This is a genomic window from Pseudomonas sp. 05N433 (genome assembly GCF_056396925.1).
The window spans coordinates 127,663-150,944 of record NZ_JBFTML010000002.1; the positions used below are offsets into that span (position 1 = coordinate 127,663).

A 23,282-nucleotide genomic window follows, 5' to 3' on the forward strand; every position below is an offset into this window, starting at 1 on the left:
GAGAAACACCATGGGTCAACTGATTGCGGGCACCTGCTACGTCAAAGTGGACGGCGCTCAATTGACCATCAACGGCGGCTGCGAAGCGCCATTGATGGCCGTTAAACGGGAAACCGTCGTGCCCGGCTTCTACAAGGAAACCGACATCGCGCCGTCGTTCAAAGTGACGGCGCTGCACACCGCAGACTTCCCGCTCAAGCAACTGATCGCAGGCTCCGACATGACCGTCACTTGCGAATTCAGCAACGGCAAAGTCTACGTACTGGCCGGCGCCTATCTGGTGGAAGAGCCGGTATCCAAAGGCGATGACGCCACCATCGAACTGAAATTCGAAGGCATCAAGGGGGCCTGGCAATGAGCAACGCCGTGAAGCTTCAAGTTGCGATCGAAGCCCACGGCGAGCCCTTGACCGAGCTCAACCTGCGCCGCCCGACGGTGCAGGAAGTGCGGGCGATCAAGGCGTTGCCGTACAAGATCGACAAGAGCGAAGAGGTCAGCCTCGACATGGACGTCGCGGCCAAATACATCGCCGTGTGCGCCGGCATCCCGCCGTCTTCGGTCAACCAGCTGGATCTGGCTGACCTCAACACGCTGAGTTGGGCGGTCGCGAGTTTTTTCATGAGTGCGGCGTCGGAGCCATCACCGACCTGATCGCAGTCGCCTATGACCTGGCCTGGTTCTGGAAGGTTGACCCCGAACAGATGATGGCCAGGCCACTGGATGTGCTCCGCGAATCGCTGGAGCACGCGCAACGGATCAATGCGATGCAGCAGGTGCAGTGATGGCAGACACACAAACGAAAGGGAAAACATCGGTGCTGCTCACGGGCATCGATGAACTGTCACCCAAACTCGGCGCCCTTCGGGAAAAAGTCGAGAGCTTCAAGAAAAATCTGGAGCAGACAGGCCTCGGCAAACTGGACATCAGCGGCTTGTTCAAGGGCGGTAGCGTGATCACGCCGTTCATGGATGCGATCAAGGTGTCCGACGCGTTCAAGGGCAAATTGACCGAAGTCAATGAAGCAGCCGAAGGCGTTGATTTGCCGAAAGCGCCGGTGAGCGCTACGCAAAACATGAATGTGTTCAGTCGCTCGATGGAGCAGGTGTCGATCGCGGCCAACACGGCCTTGCAGCCTGCTGTCGCGACCATAACGGCAGGTCTTCAACCGTTGTTGGTAGGATTTGGCAGCCTGCTTGATGACAACCCGAAACTGGTCGAAGGGTTGGCGGCAGGTGCCATCGCATTTTCGGCAATGCAAACGGCCGTGACCGGCGCGACGCAAGTGTTCGATCTGATGAGCATGGTGCTCAAGACCAATCCCATCATGCTGATTGCCATGGGCATTGCCATGGCGGCCGGTGTGATCATTACCAACTGGGAGCCGATTTCGACGTTTTTCGCCGGGCTCTGGCAAAAGGTTGTCGGTTATTGGGCTCCGATCAGCGGCGTTTTCTCGGCAATTTTTGATCAAGTCAAAGCAGTCGTGAGTGCAGGATTCGACTTCCTCAAGGCGTGGTTTGCCTGGACGCCCTACGGAATGATCCTGAACAACTGGGGGGCCGTTGTCGGTTTGTTTGCGGCGATCTGGGATCTGCTCGTGGCACTGACTGTGCCGGTGAAGGAGAAACTGCGCAGCCTGTTCGACTGGGTGCCGCTGGACGCCATTGCCGCCGCTTGGGATCAGGTCCCTGCCATGTTCTCGGGCTACTGGGAGTCGATCAAGCTTGGAGCGCAGGCGTTCTTTTCCTACCTCAGCGGGCTGTTCACTTGGTCGCCCTTGGATGCACTGAGCGAAACATGGGCATCCGTGGTTCAGTTTTTCAGTGAAAAAGCGGAAAAGCTCCGGGCCATTCTGGCGCCCATCCAGGAGATGCTTGGCGGTAGCTTTGGTGGTTTTATCGCCCAAATTACCGGCAAGGTCGAAAGCTTCACCGAGGTGCAAAAGAAAACCAATGCTGAAGGCAAGGGGGAGTTTGCGCCGGTGGCGGCGTTCATCAATGCCGCTTCCGAGCAGCCCTCAAACGCGCTGGCGACTCCCGGCAGTTTGCCGCTCAAGTCGTCGTTGTTGCAGCCCGGTTCTCTGACTCAAAACTCCAACGCCTTGATCCAACAAAGCGCCGCCAACAATCGCACGCAACTCGAAGGCGGCCTGACGGTTCGCTTCGAAAACGCGCCGGCCGGGCTGCGCACCGATCAACCGCAAACCAATCAACCGGGGCTGTCGCTCAACTCGCGCATCGGCTACCGCTCACTTTCCCTGGGAGGCTCCAATGAGTTGGCGTGACCGTTTGTTGCCGGCGTCCTTTCGCGGTGTCGGTTTCTGGGTCGATCAGGCGAAAACCCCGGTCGGTAAAAAGGGCCAGTTGCACGAGTATCCGCAGCGGGACCTGCCGTTTTTCGAGAGCCTTGGCCAACAGGCGAAGATCCATGATCTGACGGCGTTCATCGTCGGCCCCGATTGCCTGGAGCAGCGCGACAAGCTGCTCAAGGCGCTGGAGCAGGGCAGTGGTGAACTGGTCCATCCATGGCTGGGGCGGCTACAGGTCAAGGTCGGCGAATGCGACATGACCCACACCCGCCAGGACGGCGGGCTGGTGACGTTTACGCTGAAGTTTTACCCCGATGAACCGCTGCCGTTTCCGACGGCCACGATCAGCACGCAGAAGGTGCTGCTGGCCAAGGCCGACACCTTGCTGGGCTCGGCGGTGGCGCGTTTCGAACAGGCCATGACCCTGATCAAGGCCGCGCGAATCGGCATCGCCAATCTGCGCAACAGCCTGACCGGGGTGTATGACGTGATCAAGGAACAGCTCAAACCGTTGATCGAGCAATATCGGCAGATCACCGAGCTGGTCAAAGCGGTCAAGGAATTGCCCAAGGAAGTGGCGGCGGAATTCAAGGGCTTGCTCGGCGATATCAAATCGCTCAAGGACTTCGCGAAGGAGGGTTATCGTGGCGTGATTGCCGACGTGTCCCAACAGCTCGAAGCCATCCGCAAGGCCGATGCGCCGAAGCTCACCACCGGCAAGGACACCACGGCCGCAGCGCAAGCCATGGCCGATCTGGTGCAGGACACGCTGCTGGTCAAAGTGGCGCAATGGGTCGCCTCGATGCCGGTCGCGTCGACACCGGTGAAACTGTCGTCGACACCATCGCTGGAGCAGCAGGCGAACCTGCCGGTCACCCGGCAGGAGGTGCCGGTCACCGACGATTTGAAAGCACTGCAAAAGGCGCTGGTCGAGGCGACCAACCCGATGCTGGACAAGGCCAGCCCCGCGCATTATCAGGCCATCGACGATGTGAAGCAGGCGCTGCTTGCGCATCTCAAGGCAGTGGCTTCGTCGGGTGTACGACAGGTCAGCAAGTCTTTTCAGGAAAGCCTTCCGGCGCTGGTCGTGGCGTACAAGCAATTTGCCGACGCAACGCGGGTCACCGAAGTGATTCAGCGCAACGGGATTACCCATCCAGGGTACGCGCCGAACGATGTGAAAGTCTCCGGGAAGTGAACCATGAACGAGATGGATAACCGCGTCACGTTGACGGTCGGCGGCCTGGAGTACGGTGGTTGGAAAAGCGTGGAAATCACGGCGGATCTGGAGCGTCAGTTCCGCACCTTTAAGCTCAACATCACCTGGCAATGGCCGGGGCAGACCGTAGACAAGCGGATCCAGCCCGGTGACGCCTGTGAAGTGCGCATCGGCCAGGATCTGGTGCTGACCGGGTATGTGTTCAAGGCGCCGATCAGTTATGACGGGCGACAGATCAGCCTGAACATCGAAGGCAGTTCTTGTACTCAGGACCTGGTGGATTGCGCCGCCACCAACCGCCCGAACCAATGGCATGAGCAATCGCTGTTGAGCATCGTCGAAGCGCTGGCGATCACCTACAAGGTCTTTGTGGTCAGTGAAATTCCCGAGACTGCCCGGCTCAGCAGTCACACCATCGTGCCGGGGGAAACGGTGTTTCAATCCATCGACCGCTTGCTGACGCTGTTCCGGGTGTTTTCTACCGATGATGCCCAGGGCCGGTTGGTGTTGGCCCGGCCTGGCAGTGGTGGCCGAGCCAGCGATGCGCTGGAGTTGGGCAAGAATATTCTGTCGGCCAACGCGCCGATGGATTACAGCCAGGTGTTTTCCGAATACCGGGTCATCGGTCAGCAAAAGGGCACGGACAAGAAGAGCGGGACGGCGGTCAGCGAGGTTGAATCGGTGTCTGCCGACCTGAGCTACAAGCGTCGGCGGGTCACGGTGATCAACGAAGGCATGCAGATCAATCCCGATCTGGCATTGCAACGGGCCAACTGGGAAAGCGCCACCCGCGTCGGCAAGGCCAAAACCACCACCTATCAGGTGCAGGGTTGGCGGCAATCCAACGGCGATCTGTGGCGTCATAACACGCAGGTCAGGGTCAAGGATCCGGTGCTGGGATTCGATGACGACATGCTGATTTCCAAGGTGACCTACTCGCTGTCGGCGCAAGGTTCGATCACCACCCTGCAAGTCGCACCGCCGCATACCTTCGATGCCAATCCCGAGCCCCCGAAGAAAACCTGATAGCCCCTTATAAGGTAGCCCCTTAAAAGGTCGCAGCCTTCGGCCTCGCCCCTCCAAGGAATTCAACATGAGCCTACTGACACGCCTCCTGGCGCGCGGCACTGTCGTGCTCGCCAACTCGGCCACCAAGCTTCAATCGCTGCAAATGCGCCTCACCGCTGGCGAAGTGAACGACGACATGGAGCACTTCGAACCCTACGGATTCACCAGCAACCCACTGGCTGGCGCCGAAGGTGTCGCCACGTTTCTGGGCGGTGATCGCTCCCACGCCATCGTGCTGGTGGTCACTGACCGTCGCTATCGCCTCCAGTCCCTGGCCGCGGGAGAAGTGGCGATCTACACCGACGAAGGCGACAAGATCCACTTCAAGCGCGGGCGGATCATCGATATCGAAACCGCCACCCTGAATATCCGCGCCAGCAGTGCAGTCAACTTCGACACACCCGTAATCAATCAGACCGGAAAAATCGTCTCCACCGGCGATCAGATTGCTGGCGGCATCAGCCAGATCAAACACGTGCACGTCGGCGTGCAAGCGGGCAGCGGCCAGACCGGCGTACCGGCGGGAGGGCAGTGATGTTGATCAGCCAGAACCTCCACGCCGCACTGACCCGTGCAGTGCTGATCAGTCTGTTCACCTGGCGCCGCGCCGCCGATGACGATGCCCTCGACGATGAAGAGCGTTTCGGCTGGTGGGGCGACAGCTTTCCTACGGTGGCCGACGACCGCATCGGTTCRCGGTTGTGGCTGTTGCGCCGGGTCAAGCTGACCCGCCAGACCCAGATGGACGCCGAGTTCTACGCCCGCGAAGCCCTGCAATGGCTGATCGACGACGGCCACTGCAGCGCCATCGACATCATCAGCGAACGCCTCGACGCCCAGCGCCTGAACCTGCGCACGGTCCTGACCCTGGCCGACGGCGAGCGCCTGGACATCAACCCTGATAACAGTTGGCAGGTGATCTATGCCGTTTGAAACCCCTTCGCTGCCGGTGCTGATCAAACGCACCCAAAGCGACCTGGCCAGCGATTCGCTGCGCCAGTCCGATGCGCAAGTGCTGGCCCGCACCCTCGGTGGCGCCGCCTATGGCCTGTATGGCTACCTGGACTGGATCGCCGAGCAGATCCTCCCGGACAAGGCTGATGAATCGACCCTGGAACGCATCGCCGCACTGCGTCTGAACCAGCCGCGCAAATCCGCACAAGCGGCCAGCGGCAGCGTCAGCTTTACCGCCAGCGCCGGTGCCGTGCTGGACGTCGACACCCTGCTGCAATCAAGCGACGGTCGCACCTACAAAGTGACCGCCGCGCGCACCACCAGCAACGGCCTCAACAGCACCACCATCGCCGCGCTCGAAGCCGGCAGCCTGGGCAATGCCGAGGCCGGCATGACGTTGATTCCGGTGCAGCCGATAGCGGGGATCGCCGGCAATAGCTTTACCGTGCTGGCGCCGGGACTCAACGGCGGTGTAGCGCGGGAAAGCCTGGAGTCACTGCGCTCGCGGGTGATTCGCTCCTACCGCATCATCCCCCACGGCGGTTCGGCCCAGGACTATGAAACCTGGGCCCTGGAATGCCCTGGCGTGACTCGCGCCTGGTGCCGTGGCGGTTTGTTGGGGCCGGGCACGGTCAGCCTGTTCATCATGCGTGACGACGATCCGCAGCCGGTGCCGAACGACGAGCAACTGGCCGAAGTCCAGGCCTACATCGAGCCCCTACGTCCGGTCACCGCCGAAGTGCATGTACAGCGGCCGGTTCAGGTACCGGTCGTCTATCACCTCAGCGTGAATCCCGACACCACAGCAGTACGCGCCGCCGTCGAAGCGCAATTGCGAGACCTGCATAACCGTGAAGCCGACCTCGGCCAGAAGTTGTTGATCAGTCACATCCGTGAAGTCATCAGCAGCACCAGTGGTGAATACGACCACTCACTCACCTCGCCCGTCGCCGATGTCCCCGCCAATCAAAGCGAATTGCTTACGTTTGGAGGTTGCATATGGGGGGCATAAGAACCGCCGCGCAATACCACGCCCAACTGCGCAGCCTGCTGCCCAGCGGGCCGGCCTGGGACCCCGAACAAGTTCCTGAACTCGAAGAAGTGCTCGAAGGCGTCGCCCAGGAACTGGCCCGCCTCGACGCCCGTGCCGCCGACCTGCTCAATGAAATGGACCCGTCCGGCGTCAGCGAATTGGTACCCGACTGGGAACGGGTGATGAACCTGCCCGACCCGTGCCTGGGCGCCACCCCGTTGTTCGATGACCGCCGACTGGCCGTGCGCCGCCGCTTGCTCGCAGTCGGCAGCCAGGCCATCAGCTACTACATCGAAATCGCCAAGAGCCAGGGTTATCCCAACGCCACCATCACCGAATTCGAAGCCCCGCGAATGGGACGGGCGCGGTTTGGCGCGGCGCACTTCGGGACCTGGCAGGCGCAGTTCATGTGGACCCTGAATACCGGTGGGAGATTGTTGCTGGGGCGGCGTTTTGGCGCGAGTTATTGGGGCGAGCGTTTCGGGGCTAACTCAGGCAACGCCCTTGAATGCTTGATACGCCGGCAGATTCCGGCACACACCGTTTTACACATCAATTATGACTGAGAGGTAAGAACATGGATTTTCCAATTAGCGCGCCCGGCATTGGGCTGGTAGGCGGCAAATTTGTAGATGAAAACCCATTGCTTGGGACGCCGGGATCCTTGATTCCTTCCCAGTGGGGCAATGCGGTCACTGAAGAAATACTCAATGTGATTTCTGCGGCGGGCCTTGCCCCGGATGAGGAAAGTAACAATCAACTCATTGCCGCCATCCGTCTTGTAAATAAACAGCCGACCCTTCTCACGGATACTGGCGCGGCCAATGTGTATTCGGCAACTAACTCCCCAGCGTTAACTGCGCTTCCAGGTTCTGGCTACTTCCAGCACCTTGTAATCGCCCATGCCAATACTGGCGCATCGACCTATGCGCCTGATGGTTTTGCAGCCAAACCGATTTATGGTCTGGGTTTGCAACCTCTTCAAGGAGGCGAGTTGCCCGTCGGTGTGGCTGTGCTGATGTACCTGGTACAGGCTGGGGTAAACGGTGGCAACGGCGCATGGATCATCATCGAGTCACTTGGAGGAGCCTCCCAGATTGCCCCGGCGACGAAAAGTCAGCATGCCGTTCAGCTCGGCCAAGCAAGCAGCCTGTTCGCCCCACCAATCGGGGAAATGAAGTGGTTTTCCACCATGGCTCCCCCTGCCGGGTTCATGGCTGCGGATGGGGCATCGGTATCGCGCACTACTTATGCTGACCTGTTCAACGCCATCACCGCACGTCCAACCGGCAACGTGACGTCCGGTAGCAACAGCATTTCCAGCGTGACCAGTCCATCATCGATGTGGGTTGGCATGCCAATCAGTGGTACGGGAATCCCAGCTGGCGCAACTGTCACTGCTGTCGGTGCCAGTACCATCACGCTGTCCGCAAACGCCACGGCCACCAACACTGGCGTTACCGTGGCCATCTGTCCATTCGGTGTAGGCGAYGGATCGACTACGTTCAACGTGCCGGACGGGCGCGGAAAAGTCCCACGGGGTTGGGATGGCACTGCTGGCCTCGATGCTGGCCGGGTATTCGGCAGTTATCAGGCCGACATGATTGCATCCCATACGCACGATTACGGTGCGGCGGTAAACGTGCAGTCAGGCAGTGGTAATACTGTCGTTCAAGGTGGTGCTACCGGTGTAGCTGCAACACGGGCAACAGGCGGTGTTGAAACTCGCATGAAAAACCTTGCGCTTCTGGCATGTGTTAAATACTAAGGGGAATGYCTATGCTCGTATTTTTGTTACCACCCTGAAACCTTCGAATACACCGGCATGACCGACGCTTTCGAATCGCCTTTGGAGCCGGGTATTTTCTTGATCCCGGCAAATGCTACGAAAGTAGAACCGCCTGCGTTCAATAGTGTCGCTCAGATTTGCACGTTCAACGGATCCGACTGGACTATCACCAATCGTCCGGAGCCGATCCAAACCCCAGAAGAGATCCGTGCCGCGAAAATGGCAGCCATCCTAGGCAAGCGCGTAGACGAGCTGTCCACTTCTGATTGGATGATAATCAGGCATCAAGACGAGTTACTGGCCGGCGCAACACCAACACTGACAGCCAGCAAACTCAAAGCCGTTTTGGATTATCGTCAAGCGCTTCGCGATCTGCCGACAGCTGATGGCTTTCCTGAGTGCAGTCTGCCAGTGCTGACGTGGCCGACCTCCCCGTAAACGAGCCCGCAACTCAGATGACCGCCTTGAGCGGTTTTTTTCGCCTGGAAAAAAGGGGGTATTCGAGCAGGTGGCCCCGGACACTGTGAGTAAGTGATCGGTTCAACTGGGGTAGGTCGTGGGCCTGGTTACCGTTAGCGTTACCAGCCTCAGCGCCGACAACACGCTGGCCTATAGCTCCGGCCAACTGAGTCTCGGATCCAGGCGAGACAGTGCTTGCGTGCGATGCCTCCGATTGCCCGTAAATCCTAACGGAGCGAGGTGAAGATAAGGTAGCATTCCGGCCCCCATAAGTTATCGCCAGGATATTACCTTTCATGGACAGTAAGGGCATGATCGACAGCCTGACTTCGCTCCGTTTTTTCGCAGCTTTCGCCATCGTATTGCATCACGCAAAGGGGCTGGTTTTTTCCAGCGAATTCCTAAGTGGGCTCCCACTATCTTCTGGTGTAAGTTTTTTCTTTGTGCTGTCAGGCTTTATACTTAGTTATGTGTACTCTAGTAAGATGGCATATGTAGGGCTTTATAATTTTTATACTTCGCGATTCTCAAGGATATGGCCTGCGCATATTTTTACGCTGATGTTGGTTGTGGTCTTATTTCCTGCGCCTGATTGGGTGCTTGGTGCTAAGGATGGCTGGCTAGTGGCCTTGCTTAACATTTCTCTTCTTCAGTCTGCTGTTCCTGTTCCAGCATACTATTTTTCATTTAATGGCGTTTCTTGGAGTATCTCTACGGAGCTGTTCTTCTATGCGGTATTTCCATTGTTGCTTTCAGGTCTGAATAAAAATTGGCACTTTAAACTGGCGGTTTTGCTTGTTCTGGGCTTGGTGTTCTCTTATATTATCGATCTGTCCGGTGTGAATTATTATGCTCCAGATAAATTGACAGAATTTTCGGCGCACGGCTTGGCCTATATTAGCCCGCTATTCAGGGTTCAAGAGTTTTTCATGGGGATGCTGCTATTTAAGGTGTTTGACTATGTCAAGGGGTGGAAGGGATTCGGATTTGCTCTGTGCACCGTGCTTGAGGTTTTGTGTGTAGCTGGTATTGTGTTTTTGACGCAGGGCATTGTGGAGGCTTCATATTCGCTAGCTGGGATTGCGATTACTTCATATTCGCTTGTTGGAATTGCGAATAATGCTTCCGGTGAGTTCTTGTCGCACGTCGCCCTTGGGTTGTTTTTTGGTTTGGTGGTGGCTTGTTTTGCCATAAACAAAGGTTTTGTGTCAAAAATTCTAAGGCATCGGTTATTTGTAGTTCTTGGTGAAATAAGCTTTTCAATGTATTTGATTCATCAGATTGTTTTCAGGCTCTATTATGCGCACAAGCTTATGTTTGAGTCTCTGCCAAGAAATGTGGTTTTTCCCTTGCTTGTAATTGCAATTTGTTTGTTTTCATATGGTATATGGCGATTTATTGAACTGCCAGCCCAGGCCAAACTGAAGAATATTTTTTCTAAGCTTGATCGCAAGAAGGAGAGCCGAAGCTCAGCTTCATTAACCTAATCAAATAATTCCCAAGACCCGCTCCGGCGGGTTTTTTTACGCCTGGAGAAAAGTATGCCCATCACCGCGCAGCAACTGCTGCTGATCCTCCCCAACGCCCGCCAAGTTGCGGGCTTTTTTGTGCCCGTGCTCAACACCGCTATGCGCAAGTACCAGATCATCACGTCCGTGCGTATAGCCGCGTTTATCGCCCAGGTTGGGCATGAGTCTGGCCATCTCAACTATGTGAAGGAGCTGGGCAATAGCCAATACCTGAGCAAATACGACACCGGCGCCCTGGCCGCCCGTTTGGGCAACACTCCGGAACCTGACGGCGACGGTCAAAAATACCGTGGCCGAGGCCTGATCCAGATCACCGGGCGTAACAACTACCGCCAATGCAGTCTCGGCCTGTTTGGGGACGAACGTCTGCTGGCTCTGCCTGAATTGCTGGAGCAACCGCAATGGGCGGCCGAGTCCGCCGCCTGGTTCTGGGAGCAGAATGGCCTGAATGAGTTGGCCGATCGCGACCAGTTCAACAGCATCACTCGCCGTATCAACGGTGGGCTGAACGGGTTGCAGGATCGCCTGGAAATCTGGGCGCGGGCGAGGGCGGTGCTATGCCAGTCTTCGGTCTGAACGGCTGGCGATTGATCGGTCTGCTGGTGCTGGCCGGTTGTTCGGCGGCGCTGGCCTGGCAGTTTCAGGATTGGCGCTACGGCCGGCAACTGGCGGAACAGGCCAGGGTGCACGCCGAGAGCCTTAATCAACTGACTCTGGCGACCGCCACCGAGCAACAGGCCGAACAAAACAGGCGTCTGGCCCTGGAGCAGCGACTGTCAGCCAGTGAACAAACCCATTATCGAGCGCTTAGCGATGCCGAACGTGATCAAGGTCGCCTGCGCGATCGTCTTGCCACTGCTGATGTGCGCCTGTCAGTCCTCCTCGATGCCCATGACGCTGCCTCAACCTGTGCAGTGCCAGCTGCCTCCGGCACCGGCGGCGTGGATCATGGCGCCGCGAGAGCCCGACTTGACCCGGCGCATGCTCAACGAATTATCGCCATCACCGACGCCGGTGACAGCGGATTGATTGCCTTGCAGGCCTGTCAGGCCTATGTCAGGGCTCTGGCTCACTAACATTTTGATCGATCCTGAACCTTGCAAGTGCGATTCGCTCGTGTACGGTAGGCCTCATTCCGCTCGATCAGGAGAGAGCCGTGAAAGAGATCACTCATCTGGCCGATCTACTCGGCAGACGCTTGCAGCTTCTCAATGCCCACGTCACTGCCGCCGAGTCCTGCACCGGCGGTGGGATCAGCGAGGCGATCACCCGCATTCCGGGGAGCTCGGCGTGGTTCGAGGCCGGTTATGTTACCTACTCAAACCGTCAGAAAACCCAGCAATTGAATGTTCCGGCCGAGTTGTTTTCAACCGTCGGGGCGGTCAGTCGCGAGGTGGTCGAGGCCATGGTCCGGGGCGCACAGGAAAAAAGCCGGGCGCGTTTTGCCGTGGCGGTCAGCGGTGTGGCGGGGCCGGATGGCGGTTCGCCGAACAAGCCCGTGGGCACGGTGTGGCTGGCCTGGGGCGTCGGTGAGCAGGTATTCAGCGAGGTCCAGCACTTTGCCGGTAACCGCGACGAGGTCCGCCGACAAACGGTGAAGGCCGCGCTAGAGGGGCTGCTGCGGCATACCGCTGGAGAAATCTCAAATCAGGGGTAGGCGATCCTGAAACGCTGTGGAATAATACTGGCTACTTATACAGGTGTTGGCCGTCAGGCCTTATTGATTACGTGAGGACTTTAATGGACGACAACAAGAAGAAAGCCTTGGCTGCGGCCCTGGGTCAGATCGAACGTCAATTCGGCAAGGGTGCCGTAATGCGTATGGGCGATCAGGACCGTCAGGCGATCCCGGCCATTTCCACTGGCTCTCTGGGTCTGGACATCGCGCTCGGCATTGGCGGCCTGCCAAAAGGCCGTATCGTTGAAATCTACGGTCCTGAATCCTCCGGTAAAACCACCCTGACATTGTCGGTGATCGCCCAGGCTCAAAAAGCCGGCGCGACCTGCGCATTCGTCGACGCCGAACACGCTCTCGACCCTGAGTACGCCGGCAAACTGGGCGTCAACGTCGACGACCTGCTGGTTTCCCAGCCGGACACCGGCGAGCAGGCCCTGGAAATCACCGACATGCTGGTGCGTTCCAACGCCGTTGACGTGATCATCGTCGACTCCGTGGCCGCTCTGGTGCCAAAGGCTGAAATCGAAGGCGAAATGGGCGACATGCACGTGGGCCTGCAAGCCCGTCTGATGTCCCAGGCGCTGCGTAAAATCACCGGTAACATCAAGAACGCCAACTGCCTGGTGATCTTCATCAACCAGATCCGCATGAAAATCGGCGTGATGTTCGGCAGCCCGGAAACCACCACCGGTGGTAACGCGCTGAAGTTCTACGCATCGGTTCGTCTGGACATCCGTCGTACTGGCGCGGTGAAAGAAGGTGATGAAGTCGTCGGTAGTGAAACCCGCGTCAAAGTCGTGAAGAACAAGGTGGCTTCGCCGTTCCGTCAGGCCGAGTTCCAGATTCTTTACGGCAAGGGCATCTACCTCAACGGTGAGATGATCGACCTGGGTGTGCTGCACGGTTTCGTCGAGAAGTCCGGTGCCTGGTATGCCTACAACGGCACCAAGATCGGTCAGGGCAAGGCCAACTCGGCCAAGTTCCTGGCAGACAATCCGGAAATCGCCGCGACTCTCGAGAAGCAGCTGCGCGACAAGCTGCTGACCCCGGCACCGGACGTCAAGGCTTCGGCCGTCAGAGAGACCGAAGACGACCTGGCTGACGCTGATATCTGATCGATCCGATGACCGCCGTACTCGATAYACTCGTCGCGGTTCGGCGAACCGCAATGGACCTGCTCGCGCGACGCGAGCACGGTCGAGTCGAGCTGACGCGTAAACTGCGTCAGCGCGGCGCCCCCCCTGAAATGATCGACACAGCACTTGACCGCTTGACGGAAGAGGGGCTGTTGTCCGAATCCCGCTACCTCGAAAGCTTCGTTTCCTACCGTGCCCGTTCCGGTTATGGCCCTTTGCGAATTCGCGAAGAGCTGAGCCAGCGCGGCCTGCAACGTACCGACATTGAGCTCGCCTTGCGCGAGAGTGGTATCGATTGGCAGGAACAACTGGAAGACACCTGGCGGCGCAAATTTTCCGGGCATTTACCGATAGACGCTCGGGAGCGTGCCAAACAGGGCAGGTTCCTGAGTTATCGGGGATACTCCATGGAAATGATCAGCCGCTTGTTCAGCGGCCGAGGGATGGACGATTGACTGAAACGGCTCGCTATTTCGATAGCGGGCCGTTTTTTTGCATCACGTTACCTTGGACGGTTGCCGTATGCGTTGTTGCGCCTGGGGTTTGGACTGGGTCCAGTTTTCCGGCAGGTTGATGTAATCCACCAATTCCCGCAGACGGCCATGATCACGAGCGTTGAAGGTGAAGGACAAGCGCGCCAGATGGCTGAACTGCGCTTCGTCGTGCTCCTCGCCACTGTAGGCATGCTGATGGAAATGATCGCTCAGGCACAGGTCGGCGAATGCCTCCTGCATGTGTTCAAGCGCCCGGTCGCTGAGTGTGTGGTTCATGCGAATCACGAACTGATGYTTSAGCCAGCGGCTGGAGTGGAAATTRCTGTAGAACTGRTTGATCTGCTCGACGGCCTCTTCGGCGCTATAGACCAGGCTCAGCAGCTTCATGTCGGTCGGCAGGATGTAGCGATTTTCCTCCAGTTGATGGTGAATGAAGTCCAGCGCGCCTTGCCAGAACTTGCCGCCCGGCGCATCCAGTAGCACGACAGGCACCAGCGGGCTTTTACCGGTCTGGATCAGGGTCAGTACTTCCAGCGCTTCATCCAGCGTGCCAAATCCCCCTGGGCACAGGACCAGCGCGTCGGCTTCCTTGACGAAGAACMGCTTGCGGGTAAAGAAAAAGTGGAAGGGCAGCAAGTTGGCGGTGCCATTGACCGTGGGGTTGGCATGCTGCTCGAAGGGCAGGGTGATATTGAATCCCAGGCTGTGTTCCAGGCCGGCACCTTCATGGGCTGCCGCCATGATGCCGCCGCCGGCGCCGGTGATGACCATCATGTCCGAGCGCGCCAGAGCGGCTCCCAGTTCTCGGGCCAGGCCATAAAGCGGGTGTTCTATCGGCGTGCGGGCCGAGCCGAAAACGGTGACTTTACGTCGACCCTTGAACTGCTCCAGCACACGAAAAGCATGCTCGAGTTCACGCAGGGTTTGCAGGGTGATCTTGGCATTCCAGCGGTTGTGATCTTCCTGGGCCATGCGTAGCACGGTCAGGATCATGTCGCGGTAAATCGGGATGTTGGGGCTGTTGGGTGAAACCAGGTTGAGTTGTTCTTCGACCTTGCTGGTGAGGTCGTGGCCGCTTTCTTGAAAATGACGGCTCAGTAGGTCATTCGGTTGGTAAGGCATTCAACTTCTCCTTCTGCACAGAACCCTCGGCCCCGACAAAACAATTGTCGGCGCCGCGACACCCCTTGTGTCGCTGTCTGCCCAAGCCCATGCCTGGGCGCTCTACTTGACTCGGTTGCAATCGAGCCATCCATACGGGCTCTGCTTATCCCTTGAATGAAAGAAACGTTCGCACAATAAGACACCGTAATGGGCAGCCCCTTTTCTGCCCTTAAAAAAACAACATGAACACTTTGAATTTAGACCCTCGCAACGATTTTCGCTGGCTTGATCATTGCGCCGCAAAGTCTTTCCTGGCAACCGCTTATTGACGATTTACAAGGTGCTTTCACCGCTCGTCTGAACGCAAGCCGCATGTCTCGCGCTCTGATTTACTAAGTTACAGGCGTGACACGACAACTTTGCGTCAACGGCAGGACGCGACGTTCAAGCAATTCAGGGATTTATCGCGTGATCAACGGCGATCAATGCATGCAGGGAGGCGGGAAACCATGCCCAGAGTGACTCTGGAGATCGATGCGCAACTGTATCGATTGCTGAAAGCATCGGCCGAGACCCATCATTTGAGTCTCGAAGAAGAGTGCTGTCGACGTCTGGAGGGTGGGGAGCGACGTTCGCGTTACTTGCAGGCGCTGTTGGCAGAGCTGCGCGCCGAGGATGAACAGCGGCGCGCCAATGCCAGGTAATTATTTCTTCTTCGCGGGAGTCTCTTTCGGGCAGTCCGAGTCCTGGAAGCTGGCGGAGCCGACCGGACGGTTGGTCTTCACCTCGGTGAAGTCGTAACGCATGATCGCGCCCTTGGCCATCAGCTTGCGGAACCCTGGGTTTCTGCATACGGAGGCGCCAAGCTGGAAGTACACCGCTTTGGGATCGGCGCGCATTTTTTCGGCGTGGCTGCTTTGCACGCTCAAGTGGTTGATCAGCACTTTTCCTTCGGCAGTGTAGCCCTGATCAAGAATGTCTTCGTTGATCGCCCGTGGAGTGCCAACGCTGCTTTGTACGGCGACGTTTCGCAGCTCTCTGTTGAGATTCTGCTCACTCAAGGATGCAGCCTGAGCGCTAAAGGACGACGCCAGCAAAATGGCAGCGGTGGGAACGATAAGGCGCAGCATGAAACTCTCCTGGTTCAGTGACTGGTGGTTCGACCAGGCACATGACTGTGCGTTCAGTGGCGGCGAATTATAGGGGAGGAGGTCTGAGCGGTACAGGCTTGCACCGGCTGCTCTGATAAACTGCCGCGACTTTTTGCCCTTGCGAGTGTTTTTCGTGTCGATTTTCCATCCACTACGGTGCTGCCTGCGATGAACCCTGTCACCCCGCGCTTTGCCGCAAACGCCGTCGCCCGCTTGCGCGATCAGCGAGAGGAGGAGGGCATCAAGCCGATTCAGGCCCGTGGCTGGAGAGCGCCGCGATGCCGTGATTGCCGCGTGATTGAAAGTCATTGCCTGTGTGCCTGGCGCCCGTCGGTCGAGGCCCGCTCGGGCGTGTGCCTGATCATGACCAACAAAGAAGTATTCAAGCCAAGTAACACCGGTTGGCTGATCGCTGATGTGGTGCGCGACAATCATGCATTCATCTGGTCGCGTACCGAGACTGATGAGCAACTGCTGGCGCTGTTGGCCGATCCGCAATGGCAACCGTACCTGGTGTTTCCGGGCGAATACGTCGAACCCGAGCGAGTTACCCACAGTGTCGCGGTCGATAGCACCAAGCGCCCGCTGTTCATTCTGCTGGACGCCACCTGGACCGAAGCCCGTAAGATCTTTCGCAAGAGCCCGTATTTTGATCGCTTGCCGATCTTGAGCCTGCTGCCCGAAAAACTGTCACGTTATCGACTGCGCCGCTCCACCCGTAGCGAACATTTATGCACCGCTGAAGTGGCTGCACTGTGTCTCGATCTGGCCGGTGATACCGAGGCTGCGTCAGCGCTGGACGCTTATTTTGACGTGTTCAGTCAGCATTATCTGGACGCGAAAAAACAGCTGGACATGAACCTCGCCACACCGGCCCACGCCGAGCTGATGCGGTTTGTTCATAACGACGTCCCCGCCATGTTCTGATTGTCGCCCATACTGCAAAGAACTGTACCGGTTATGTATCTTGACCACCCCGGTTTCGCTGGGCATGCTTGGCGCCGATTGGGGCGCGGCCATCGTTTGATACGCCGTATTTTTACGTGAATAGCCATGTGATTGGCGTTGAACGTGCCCTGTTGGTGCATCTGCGTGGCTGCACCTGGAGTTGTTTGAAAAACAGGATCATTTGAAAAATGGCCACATACGAAATCCTGATTGCCGATGACCACCCTCTTTTTCGTAGTGCCTTGCATCAAGCATTGACCCTGGGTCTGGGCCCGGATGTCCGGCTGGTGGAAGTGGCGAGCATTGCCGAGCTGGAAAGCCGTCTGACCGAAAAGGCCGATTGGGACCTGGTGTTGCTGGACCTGAACATGCCAGGGGCCTACGGTTTTTCCGGGCTGGTGCTGTTGCGCGGTCAGTACCCGCAGATTCCAGTGGTGATGGTGTCGGCGCAGGAAGAAGCGTCGATCATGGTGAAGTCCCGTGAATTCGGCGCCAGCGGTTTCATTCCCAAGTCCAGTGACTTGAGTGTCATTCAAAAAGCCGTACGCGCGGTGCTCGATGGTGATGTTTTCTGGCCGCCCCAGGCCTTCGAAGCCGTCAGCGTTTCCGACGAAGCCAAGGCTGCCAGTGAAGGCCTGGCCAGCCTGACGCCCCAGCAGTTCCGGGTGTTGACCATGGTCTGTGAAGGTTTGCTGAACAAGCAGATTGCTTACGAATTGAGCGTTTCCGAAGCGACGATCAAGGCCCACGTCACCGCGATTTTCCGTAAGCTGAATGTACGGACCCGGACTCAGGCGGCGCTGCTCTTGCAACAACTTGAGTCAATTTCGAGCCACTAAGGTGTTATGTATTCACGCTTTTTTGACTTTGCTTAATCTAGCTTTCCCACTCCTTTTTGGTCAGTTGCTTACTCTATGTCACCTTTCAAAGGCCAGACCGGCCTAAAACGCATCCTCAACGCCTCCGGCTATTCCTTTGACGGCCTGCGCGCGGCCTTCACTGGCGAGGCGGCCTTCCGGCAACTGGTGTTGCTCAATGCCATCCTGATTCCGCTGTCGTTCTTCCTGAATGTCAGCCGTGTCGAGCAGGCGCTGCTGATTGCAGTCTGCCTGTTGGCGCTGATCGTCGAATTGCTCAACTCGGCGGTCGAAGCGGCCATCGACCGCATTTCCCTGGAGCGGCACCCACTGTCCAAGAACGCCAAGGACATGGGCAGTGCCGCTCAACTCGTGGCATTGAGCATGATCGCGCTGGTATGGGCGGTGATCCTGCTTTAAGCGATGGCAGGCAGAACGATCTCGTCGCTGCGCTGAACCCCGGCGGTGAAGGCGCGGCACAGTTCGAGGAACTCGCGCATCGCCGAGGTCTGATATTTCTGTTTGTGCCAGATGAAATAGAACTGCCGCGCCAGGTCCAGATCCGGTGTTTCTACCGGCACCAGGCTGCCACGACGGAACGCATCGCGCAGCGCCAGGCGCGAAATGCAGCCAATCCCCAAACCCGATTCCACCGCGCGCTTGATCGCTTCGGTGTGTTCCAGTTCCAGGCGAATGTTTAGCGCGCTGCGGTGGTGACGCATGGCCTGGTCAAAGGTCAGCCGCGTGCCCGAGCCTTGTTCTCGGAGAATCCACGCCTCATGACTCAGCTCCTCCATAGTGGCAATACCGCGTTGAGCCAGCGGATGCTGGGGCGCGCAGAACACCACCAGTTCATCTTCGACCCAGCTCTGCACTTCGATGTCCGGATGGCTGCAGTCGCCTTCGATTAGACCCAGATCAATTTCATAGTGAGCCACCTGTTGCACGATGTTGGCGGTGTTCTGCACATGCAGCTTCACCTGGCTTTCCGGATGGCGCTGCATGAAGCTGCCGATCAGCAGGGTGGCCAGGTAATTGCCGATGGTCAGGGTCGCGCCGACCGCCAGGGAGCCGAAACCGGACTTGCCGTTGAGCAAGTCTTCGATTTCCTTGGCCTGATCGAGCAGGGCCACCGCTTGCGGCAATAGCTGTTTGCCGAGGGCGTTGAGGCTCAGCCGTTTGCCGGCGCGATCGAACAGCTGACAGCTGCACTGGCGCTCCAGCTCGGTGATCGAGGTGCTCGCCGCCGATTGCGAGAGGTTGAGCAGGCCCGCGGCACGGGATACGCTTTCCTGCTGGGCGACGGCGACGAATACTTGAAGTTGACGGAGAGTAAATCGCATATCGATATAACCGATAACCCTTATCTTAATAATCCATTTAACAGATATTGTCGCTGCCATTAGAATGCGATGCAATTGTGCACATCATTGGCGCAGGCAAAATCTCCAGGAGTCCCACGTACATGAGCAACATGAACCACGAGCGTGTCCTCAGTGTTCATCACTGGAACGACACTCTGTTCAGCTTCAAGTGCACCCGCGATCCGGGCCTGCGCTTCGAGAACGGTCAGTTCGTGATGATCGGCCTGCAACAGCCCAACGGCCGGCCGCTCATGCGCGCTTACTCGATTGCCAGCCCGAACTGGGAAGAGCATCTCGAGTTCTTCAGCATCAAAGTGCCTGATGGCCCGCTGACTTCCCAGTTGCAGCATCTGAAGGAAGGCGACGAGATCATCATCAGCAAGAAGCCTACCGGCACCCTGGTGCTGGATGACTTGAAGCCTGGCAAGCATTTGTACCTGCTCAGCACCGGTACCGGTCTGGCGCCGTTCATGAGCGTCATCCAGGACCCCGAAACCTACGAGCGTTTCGAAAAGGTGATCCTGTGCCACGGCGTGCGTTACGTCAACGAAGTCGCTTACCGCGAATTCATCACCGAGCACCTGCCGCAGAACGAGTTCTTCGGTGAGGCCCTGCGTGACAAGTTGATCTACTACCCGACCGTGACCCGCGAGCCGTTCGAAAACGAAGGCCGCCTGACCGACCTGATGCGCAGCGGCAAGCTGTTCAGCGACATCGGCCTGCCGCCGATCAACCCGCAGGACGACCGCGCCATGCTGTGCGGCAGCCCGAGCATGCTCGACGAGACCAGCGAAGTGTTGAACAGCTTCGGCCTGACTGTTTCGCCGCGGATGCGCGAGCCGGGTGATTACCTGATCGAGCGTGCGTTCGTCGAGAAGTGACCGAAGGTCACTTGTAGGAGCCGGCTTGCTGGCGATGGMAAACTTCAAAGCGCTATCGCCAGCAAGCCGGCTCCTACATTCAATGGCGTAGTGCACAGAAAAGCCCGCATGACCTGAGAAGGTCATGCGGGCTTTTTCGTTTCCGGGGTTCAGGCTTTTGCGGGAATGACTTCCAGGACGCGGATCACGCCCGTCTCAGGATAATGCCAGCGCACATCCAGATCCCAGAACTGCGCGCCGTATTCGCGCTCAGGCGTAGGAATCTGGTACGCCGGGCGTGGGTCTTGTGCCAGGCATTGCTCGATCAACTCGACCAGAGGCTCGCCAAGCCGCTGAGCGTGGCCGTGGGCCTGTTGCAGGGCCGAGTCCGTCCACTGCACGGGAATCAGCAGCGGCGGGGCGCTGGCGATGTCGTTGGACGCCGTGTCGATGATGTCGGCGTAGGGCACGTAAGGTTTGATGTCGAGAACTGGCGTGCCGTCCAGCAAGTCGATGCCGGAGATCCACAGTCGATTGGCTTCGACCTTGTCCAGTTTGACCACCGACTGGCCGATGCCATTAGGACGATGCGTTGCGCGGGTGGCGAACACGCCCATGGATTTGTTACCGCCCAGGCGCGGCGGGCGGACTTTGAGGCGTGGCTTTTCTTCCAGCGCTTGATGGAACAGGAACAGCAGCCACACATGGCTGACCTGCTCCAGCCCCTGCACCGCATCACCCTGATCAAACGGCGCCACCAGCTCCAGTACGCCYCGAGCGGCCGGGGCCAGTTGCGGTTGACGCGGAATGGCGAACTTCTCCTTGAAGCAGGAGCGCACGAAGCCGATGGGGGAAACGCTGTAGGTCATGGTCTGGGGTCGAGGCCGGGATTAGGGCGGCATGATAACCCGAGCGGCCTCGAGATCGGTGCTGCCTATTACTCCGTCATCGCGGGCAAGCCACGCTCCCACAAGGTTCTCGAGTGAACGCAAATGTTGTGTACGGCATAAAACCTGTGGGAGCGTGGCTTGCCCGCGATAGCCGCGCCGCCGATCTAGAGACTAAACCCGCCATCCAAAGGAATGACATTCCCGGTCATATACGCCCCGGCCGTACTCGCCAGGCTAATCGCCAGCGCCGCCATTTCTTCCTCCCGGCCCCAGCGCTTCATCGGAATCAACGCCGTGTCCTCGGCCAGCGCCTGCTCATCGTTGCCGATGTGCTGAGTCATCTTGCTCGGGAAACGTCCCGGTGCGATTACGTTGACGTTGATGTGCTGGCTCACCAACTCTCGCGCCAGAATCCGCGACAGTTGATGCAGGGCGGCTTTGCTCGGGCCGTAGGCATACGCCTGTTCGCCGAAGGAAGAAATCCCGGCCACCGAGCCAATGTTGATGATCCGTGCCGGATTCGCCGCCGAACCGGCCTTGCGCAGCAGCGGTAGAAATTGCTGGATGCAGTTGAACACCGAGGTGACGTTGAGCTGCATGACTTTTTCCCAGCCCTTGACCGGGTAACTCTCCAGCGGCGCACCCCAGGTGGTACCGGCATTGTTCACCAGAATATCCAGATGACCGATCTGTTCGCTCAATTGCGCGGCCAGTTGTTGAACGCCTTCTTCATGCGCCAGGTTGGCGGCCATGGCGTGGCAAATCCCGAAGGCACTCAGCTCATCGGCAGTTTGCTGGCAGGCTTCGGCATCCCGGGCGCACACGTACACGATGGCGCCGGCCTCGACATAAGCCTTGGCGATCATTTTGCCGATACCGCGGGTGCCGCCGGTCACCAGAGCGGTGCGGCCTTGCAGAGAGAAGTAGGGATGCATGGCGAGTCCTGAGAGCTGAGGGTCAATACACCCTAGTCTTCAGCCGCCGGAAGCGGAGCCACTATTTTTGCGCGGAATGAACATCTATACAGATTGGTCTGCGACCGCGCTTGTAGGAGCCGGCTTGCTGGCGATGGCGTTCTCAAGATCGCCATCGCCAGCTAGCCGGCTCCTACAAGCGCGGCGCGATTTACTGCGGGCGCACGCGCAGGGTSAGGCCCTTGAGGAAGTTGCGCAGCARTTGRTCGCCGCACGGGCGGTAGTTAGTGTGGCCGAACTTGCGGAACAGCGCGCTCAGCTCAGGCTTGGACACCGGGAACTCGGCGGCCTTGAGGATGGCGTGCATGTCGTCTTCCTTCAGTTCGAAGGCGACGCGCAACTTCTTCAGGATGATGTTGTTGGTCACCGGCACTTCGATCGGCTGCGGCGGACGGCTTTCGTCCTTGCCACGCTTGAAGATCACCAGGCCATCGAGGAAATGCGCCATGACTTCGTCCGGGCAGCGTACGAAACCTTCCTCGTCTTCTTCTTTCTTGTCGAGGTACGTCACCAGGTCTTCCAGCGTGACGTCCATGCCGCCGAGCTTGATGATCTCGATGACTTTCTTGTCGCTGATGTCGAGCATGTAGCGCACGCTGCGCAGTACGTCGTTATGAATCATGTGTGCAGTCCTGATATTTCGCTGTGGGCGCCGCATGAAGCTGCGGCGCCGAAATGTATGGCGGCGGGAAAAGCCTTAGAACTTCTCTTTGCCGGACAGGTAGCGCCATTGCCCCAACGGCACTTTGCCGATGGACACACCGCCGATGCGGATGCGGCGGATGGCGACGACCTTCAGGCCGACGGCCTGGCAGAACAGGGCGATCACACCCGGTTGTGGGTTTTTCACGGCAAAGCGCAGGCGGTTTTCGTTCTGCCAGCTGGCTTTGACCGGCGGCAGTTCCTTGCCCTTGTACGTCAGGCCGTGGTTCAGGCGGTTGAGGCCGTGAGCCACCATGTCGCCTTCGACCTCGACCACATATTCCTGCTCGATCTTGCTGGCATCGGCGGTGAGTTTGCGCAGAATCTTCCAGTCCTGGGTGAACACCAGCAGACCGCTGGCGTTGGCCTGCAGGTCGGCGCTGGCGGTCAGGCGCAGAAAGTGACCCTTGAGCGGACGTTTGCCGTAGCGGTGTTCTTCGCTCAGGGTCGCGGCGCTGAGGGTCGCCATGGCGCTGTCCGCGTCCATGCCCGCCGGGACGTTCATCAGGATGGTCACCGGCTCCGGCGCAGTGGCCTTGGCCTCTGGGTCGAGCTCGACTTTCTGGGTGTCGACCTTGAACTGCGGCTCGTCGATGACTTCACCGTCGACGGTGACCCAGCCGCCCTCGATGAACAGCTCAGCCTCCCGACGGGAGCAGCCGACGAGTTCGATGAGGCGTTTGGAGAGACGAATCGGGTCAGTCATGACAGGGCCGTAACAAAAAAGGGGTGGGCATTGTACCTGCTGGGCGCGGGTTAATCGCG

The 23,282-nt window shown here is 58.3% G+C and carries 29 protein-coding genes; 22 read left to right on the forward strand and 7 right to left on the reverse strand.

Annotation, left to right across the window (positions count from 1 at the left end; translation table 11 throughout):
* Window positions 1-10 precede the first annotated feature (10 nt).
* The 17 genes from AC1DIS_RS01480 to recX all read left to right on the forward strand — a co-directional run bounded on the left by AC1DIS_RS01480 (window position 11) and on the right by recX (window position 13,628).
* Window positions 11-358, forward strand: a complete 348-nt coding sequence (locus AC1DIS_RS01480) for a phage tail tube protein (RefSeq protein WP_064620022.1) — start codon at window positions 11-13, stop codon at window positions 356-358.
* Window positions 355-651, forward strand: coding sequence for a phage tail assembly protein (locus AC1DIS_RS01485; RefSeq protein ID WP_018926972.1), 297 nt, complete (start codon window positions 355-357; stop codon window positions 649-651). The genes AC1DIS_RS01480 and AC1DIS_RS01485 overlap by 4 nt, the downstream gene beginning before the upstream one ends.
* Window positions 652-781: 130 nt before the next feature.
* A complete protein-coding gene (locus AC1DIS_RS01490; RefSeq protein ID WP_064620017.1) occupies window positions 782-2,284 on the forward strand; it encodes a phage tail family protein in 1,503 nt (500 codons plus the stop codon).
* Window positions 2,271-3,506 carry a DNA circularization protein gene (locus AC1DIS_RS01495; RefSeq protein WP_477743342.1) on the forward strand — a complete coding sequence of 412 codons (1,236 nt, stop codon included), beginning with the start codon at window positions 2,271-2,273 and terminating at the stop codon, window positions 3,504-3,506. The genes AC1DIS_RS01490 and AC1DIS_RS01495 overlap by 14 nt, the downstream gene beginning before the upstream one ends.
* A 3-nt stretch (window positions 3,507-3,509) precedes the next feature.
* Window positions 3,510-4,553 (forward strand): phage baseplate assembly protein, encoded by a 1,044-nt coding sequence (locus AC1DIS_RS01500; protein ID WP_477743343.1) that lies wholly within the window; start codon window positions 3,510-3,512, stop codon window positions 4,551-4,553.
* 67 nt (window positions 4,554-4,620) lie between these two features.
* Complete coding sequence (locus AC1DIS_RS01505; protein WP_064620009.1) at window positions 4,621-5,130, forward strand: phage baseplate assembly protein V; 510 nt, start codon at window positions 4,621-4,623, stop codon at window positions 5,128-5,130.
* Window positions 5,130-5,528 (forward strand): phage GP46 family protein, encoded by a 399-nt coding sequence (locus tag AC1DIS_RS01510; protein ID WP_003222234.1) that lies wholly within the window; start codon window positions 5,130-5,132, stop codon window positions 5,526-5,528. Before AC1DIS_RS01505 ends, AC1DIS_RS01510 begins: the two co-directional genes overlap by 1 nt.
* On the forward strand, window positions 5,518-6,561 hold the full coding sequence (locus AC1DIS_RS01515) for a baseplate J/gp47 family protein (RefSeq protein ID WP_477743344.1): 1,044 nt from the start codon (window positions 5,518-5,520) through the stop codon (window positions 6,559-6,561). The genes AC1DIS_RS01510 and AC1DIS_RS01515 overlap by 11 nt, the downstream gene beginning before the upstream one ends.
* Entirely contained in the window at window positions 6,549-7,148 is a 600-nt protein-coding gene (locus AC1DIS_RS01520; RefSeq protein ID WP_477743345.1) for a YmfQ family protein, read from the forward strand. Before AC1DIS_RS01515 ends, AC1DIS_RS01520 begins: the two co-directional genes overlap by 13 nt.
* Window positions 7,149-7,159: 11 nt before the next feature.
* A complete protein-coding gene (locus tag AC1DIS_RS01525) occupies window positions 7,160-8,350 on the forward strand; it encodes a tail fiber protein (RefSeq protein WP_477743346.1) in 1,191 nt (396 codons plus the stop codon).
* Between the two features lie 57 nt (window positions 8,351-8,407).
* Window positions 8,408-8,809 (forward strand): phage tail assembly chaperone, encoded by a 402-nt coding sequence (locus tag AC1DIS_RS01530; RefSeq protein WP_477743347.1) that lies wholly within the window; start codon window positions 8,408-8,410, stop codon window positions 8,807-8,809.
* Window positions 8,810-9,141: 332 nt separating this feature from the next.
* The gene (locus AC1DIS_RS01535; protein WP_477743348.1) at window positions 9,142-10,317 is read left to right on the forward strand and encodes an acyltransferase family protein; all 1,176 of its coding nucleotides are present in this window, start codon (window positions 9,142-9,144) and stop codon (window positions 10,315-10,317) included.
* Window positions 10,318-10,371: 54 nt separating this feature from the next.
* A complete protein-coding gene (locus AC1DIS_RS01540) occupies window positions 10,372-10,935 on the forward strand; it encodes a glycoside hydrolase family 19 protein (protein ID WP_064619988.1) in 564 nt (187 codons plus the stop codon).
* Window positions 10,917-11,435 (forward strand): lysis system i-spanin subunit Rz, encoded by a 519-nt coding sequence (locus AC1DIS_RS01545; protein WP_477743349.1) that lies wholly within the window; start codon window positions 10,917-10,919, stop codon window positions 11,433-11,435. The genes AC1DIS_RS01540 and AC1DIS_RS01545 overlap by 19 nt, the downstream gene beginning before the upstream one ends.
* 80 nt (window positions 11,436-11,515) lie before the next feature.
* Complete coding sequence (locus AC1DIS_RS01550) at window positions 11,516-12,016, forward strand: CinA family protein (protein WP_019647843.1); 501 nt, start codon at window positions 11,516-11,518, stop codon at window positions 12,014-12,016.
* Between the two features lie 83 nt (window positions 12,017-12,099).
* The gene (recA, locus tag AC1DIS_RS01555) at window positions 12,100-13,152 is read left to right on the forward strand and encodes a recombinase RecA (RefSeq protein WP_007940559.1); all 1,053 of its coding nucleotides are present in this window, start codon (window positions 12,100-12,102) and stop codon (window positions 13,150-13,152) included.
* 8 nt (window positions 13,153-13,160) lie between these two features.
* Window positions 13,161-13,628, forward strand: a complete 468-nt coding sequence (gene recX, locus AC1DIS_RS01560; RefSeq protein WP_477780724.1) for a recombination regulator RecX — start codon at window positions 13,161-13,163, stop codon at window positions 13,626-13,628.
* 42 nt (window positions 13,629-13,670) lie between these two features.
* On the opposite strand, the gene AC1DIS_RS01565 is transcribed toward recX, so the two are convergent.
* Complete coding sequence (locus AC1DIS_RS01565; protein WP_477780725.1) at window positions 13,671-14,789, reverse strand: LOG family protein; 1,119 nt, start codon at window positions 14,787-14,789, stop codon at window positions 13,671-13,673.
* A gap of 491 nt (window positions 14,790-15,280) precedes the next feature.
* On the opposite strand from AC1DIS_RS01565, the gene AC1DIS_RS01570 reads away from it, so the two are divergent.
* Entirely contained in the window at window positions 15,281-15,475 is a 195-nt protein-coding gene (locus tag AC1DIS_RS01570; RefSeq protein WP_018926957.1) for a hypothetical protein, read from the forward strand.
* Here AC1DIS_RS01570 and AC1DIS_RS01575 read toward each other — a convergent pair whose 3' ends face one another.
* Window positions 15,476-15,901 carry a PA3611 family quorum-sensing-regulated virulence factor gene (locus AC1DIS_RS01575; RefSeq protein ID WP_018926956.1) on the reverse strand — a complete coding sequence of 142 codons (426 nt, stop codon included), beginning with the start codon at window positions 15,899-15,901 and terminating at the stop codon, window positions 15,476-15,478. It abuts the gene before it with no gap.
* A 189-nt stretch (window positions 15,902-16,090) separates the two neighbouring features.
* On the opposite strand from AC1DIS_RS01575, the gene AC1DIS_RS01580 reads away from it, so the two are divergent.
* From AC1DIS_RS01580 to AC1DIS_RS01590, 3 genes are all read left to right on the forward strand, one after another.
* Window positions 16,091-16,849, forward strand: a complete 759-nt coding sequence (locus AC1DIS_RS01580) for a tRNA-uridine aminocarboxypropyltransferase (protein WP_018926955.1) — start codon at window positions 16,091-16,093, stop codon at window positions 16,847-16,849.
* A gap of 209 nt (window positions 16,850-17,058) precedes the next feature.
* A complete protein-coding gene (gene erdR, locus AC1DIS_RS01585; protein WP_018926954.1) occupies window positions 17,059-17,709 on the forward strand; it encodes a response regulator transcription factor ErdR in 651 nt (216 codons plus the stop codon).
* Between the two features lie 75 nt (window positions 17,710-17,784).
* Window positions 17,785-18,147, forward strand: a complete 363-nt coding sequence (locus AC1DIS_RS01590) for a diacylglycerol kinase (RefSeq protein ID WP_018926953.1) — start codon at window positions 17,785-17,787, stop codon at window positions 18,145-18,147.
* Here the strand turns inward: AC1DIS_RS01590 and AC1DIS_RS01595 are convergent.
* Window positions 18,144-19,070: a LysR family transcriptional regulator gene (locus tag AC1DIS_RS01595; RefSeq protein WP_018926952.1), complete on the reverse strand. Its 927-nt coding sequence runs from the start codon at window positions 19,068-19,070 to the stop codon at window positions 18,144-18,146. The genes AC1DIS_RS01590 and AC1DIS_RS01595 overlap by 4 nt on opposite strands.
* Before the next feature lie 122 nt (window positions 19,071-19,192).
* On the opposite strand from AC1DIS_RS01595, the gene fpr reads away from it, so the two are divergent.
* Window positions 19,193-19,972: a ferredoxin-NADP reductase gene (gene fpr / locus AC1DIS_RS01600; RefSeq protein ID WP_002554680.1), complete on the forward strand. Its 780-nt coding sequence runs from the start codon at window positions 19,193-19,195 to the stop codon at window positions 19,970-19,972.
* Between the two features lie 149 nt (window positions 19,973-20,121).
* Here the strand turns inward: fpr and tsaA are convergent, their stop codons facing one another.
* The 4 genes from tsaA to AC1DIS_RS01620 form a co-directional block, all read right to left on the reverse strand.
* Window positions 20,122-20,820, reverse strand: coding sequence for a tRNA (N6-threonylcarbamoyladenosine(37)-N6)-methyltransferase TrmO (gene tsaA, locus AC1DIS_RS01605; RefSeq protein ID WP_018926951.1), 699 nt, complete (start codon window positions 20,818-20,820; stop codon window positions 20,122-20,124).
* A gap of 185 nt (window positions 20,821-21,005) precedes the next feature.
* Complete coding sequence (locus AC1DIS_RS01610) at window positions 21,006-21,776, reverse strand: SDR family oxidoreductase (protein WP_477743351.1); 771 nt, start codon at window positions 21,774-21,776, stop codon at window positions 21,006-21,008.
* Window positions 21,777-21,966: 190 nt separating this feature from the next.
* Entirely contained in the window at window positions 21,967-22,437 is a 471-nt protein-coding gene (locus tag AC1DIS_RS01615) for a YehS family protein (protein WP_018926949.1), read from the reverse strand.
* Window positions 22,438-22,512: 75 nt separating this feature from the next.
* Window positions 22,513-23,223: an rRNA pseudouridine synthase gene (locus AC1DIS_RS01620; protein ID WP_477743352.1), complete on the reverse strand. Its 711-nt coding sequence runs from the start codon at window positions 23,221-23,223 to the stop codon at window positions 22,513-22,515.
* Window positions 23,224-23,282 lie beyond the last annotated feature (59 nt).

What these genes read in the sequence shown, in the direction of transcription:
- AC1DIS_RS01495 (WP_477743342.1), top strand. Translation starts at nt 2,271, where the DNA reads ATGAGTTGGCGTGACCGTTTGTTGCCGGCGTCCTTTCGCGGTGTCGGT.
- AC1DIS_RS01535 (WP_477743348.1), top strand. Translation starts at nt 9,142, where the DNA reads ATGATCGACAGCCTGACTTCGCTCCGTTTTTTCGCAGCTTTCGCCATC.
- AC1DIS_RS01485 (WP_018926972.1), top strand. Translation starts at nt 355, where the DNA reads ATGAGCAACGCCGTGAAGCTTCAAGTTGCGATCGAAGCCCACGGCGAG.
- AC1DIS_RS01580 (WP_018926955.1), top strand. Translation starts at nt 16,091, where the DNA reads ATGAACCCTGTCACCCCGCGCTTTGCCGCAAACGCCGTCGCCCGCTTG.
- AC1DIS_RS01505 (WP_064620009.1), top strand. Translation starts at nt 4,621, where the DNA reads ATGAGCCTACTGACACGCCTCCTGGCGCGCGGCACTGTCGTGCTCGCC.
- AC1DIS_RS01620 (WP_477743352.1), bottom strand. Translation starts at nt 23,223, where the DNA reads ATGACTGACCCGATTCGTCTCTCCAAACGCCTCATCGAACTCGTCGGC.
- AC1DIS_RS01590 (WP_018926953.1), top strand. Translation starts at nt 17,785, where the DNA reads ATGTCACCTTTCAAAGGCCAGACCGGCCTAAAACGCATCCTCAACGCC.
- AC1DIS_RS01480 (WP_064620022.1), top strand. Translation starts at nt 11, where the DNA reads ATGGGTCAACTGATTGCGGGCACCTGCTACGTCAAAGTGGACGGCGCT.
- AC1DIS_RS01545 (WP_477743349.1), top strand. Translation starts at nt 10,917, where the DNA reads ATGCCAGTCTTCGGTCTGAACGGCTGGCGATTGATCGGTCTGCTGGTG.
- AC1DIS_RS01540 (WP_064619988.1), top strand. Translation starts at nt 10,372, where the DNA reads ATGCCCATCACCGCGCAGCAACTGCTGCTGATCCTCCCCAACGCCCGC.
- AC1DIS_RS01610 (WP_477743351.1), bottom strand. Translation starts at nt 21,776, where the DNA reads ATGCATCCCTACTTCTCTCTGCAAGGCCGCACCGCTCTGGTGACCGGC.
- AC1DIS_RS01520 (WP_477743345.1), top strand. Translation starts at nt 6,549, where the DNA reads ATGGGGGGCATAAGAACCGCCGCGCAATACCACGCCCAACTGCGCAGC.
- AC1DIS_RS01530 (WP_477743347.1), top strand. Translation starts at nt 8,408, where the DNA reads ATGACCGACGCTTTCGAATCGCCTTTGGAGCCGGGTATTTTCTTGATC.
- erdR (WP_018926954.1), top strand. Translation starts at nt 17,059, where the DNA reads ATGGCCACATACGAAATCCTGATTGCCGATGACCACCCTCTTTTTCGT.
- AC1DIS_RS01570 (WP_018926957.1), top strand. Translation starts at nt 15,281, where the DNA reads ATGCCCAGAGTGACTCTGGAGATCGATGCGCAACTGTATCGATTGCTG.
- AC1DIS_RS01500 (WP_477743343.1), top strand. Translation starts at nt 3,510, where the DNA reads ATGAACGAGATGGATAACCGCGTCACGTTGACGGTCGGCGGCCTGGAG.
- AC1DIS_RS01490 (WP_064620017.1), top strand. Translation starts at nt 782, where the DNA reads ATGGCAGACACACAAACGAAAGGGAAAACATCGGTGCTGCTCACGGGC.
- AC1DIS_RS01575 (WP_018926956.1), bottom strand. Translation starts at nt 15,901, where the DNA reads ATGCTGCGCCTTATCGTTCCCACCGCTGCCATTTTGCTGGCGTCGTCC.
- AC1DIS_RS01515 (WP_477743344.1), top strand. Translation starts at nt 5,518, where the DNA reads ATGCCGTTTGAAACCCCTTCGCTGCCGGTGCTGATCAAACGCACCCAA.
- AC1DIS_RS01595 (WP_018926952.1), bottom strand. Translation starts at nt 19,070, where the DNA reads ATGCGATTTACTCTCCGTCAACTTCAAGTATTCGTCGCCGTCGCCCAG.
- recA (WP_007940559.1), top strand. Translation starts at nt 12,100, where the DNA reads ATGGACGACAACAAGAAGAAAGCCTTGGCTGCGGCCCTGGGTCAGATC.
- fpr (WP_002554680.1), top strand. Translation starts at nt 19,193, where the DNA reads ATGAGCAACATGAACCACGAGCGTGTCCTCAGTGTTCATCACTGGAAC.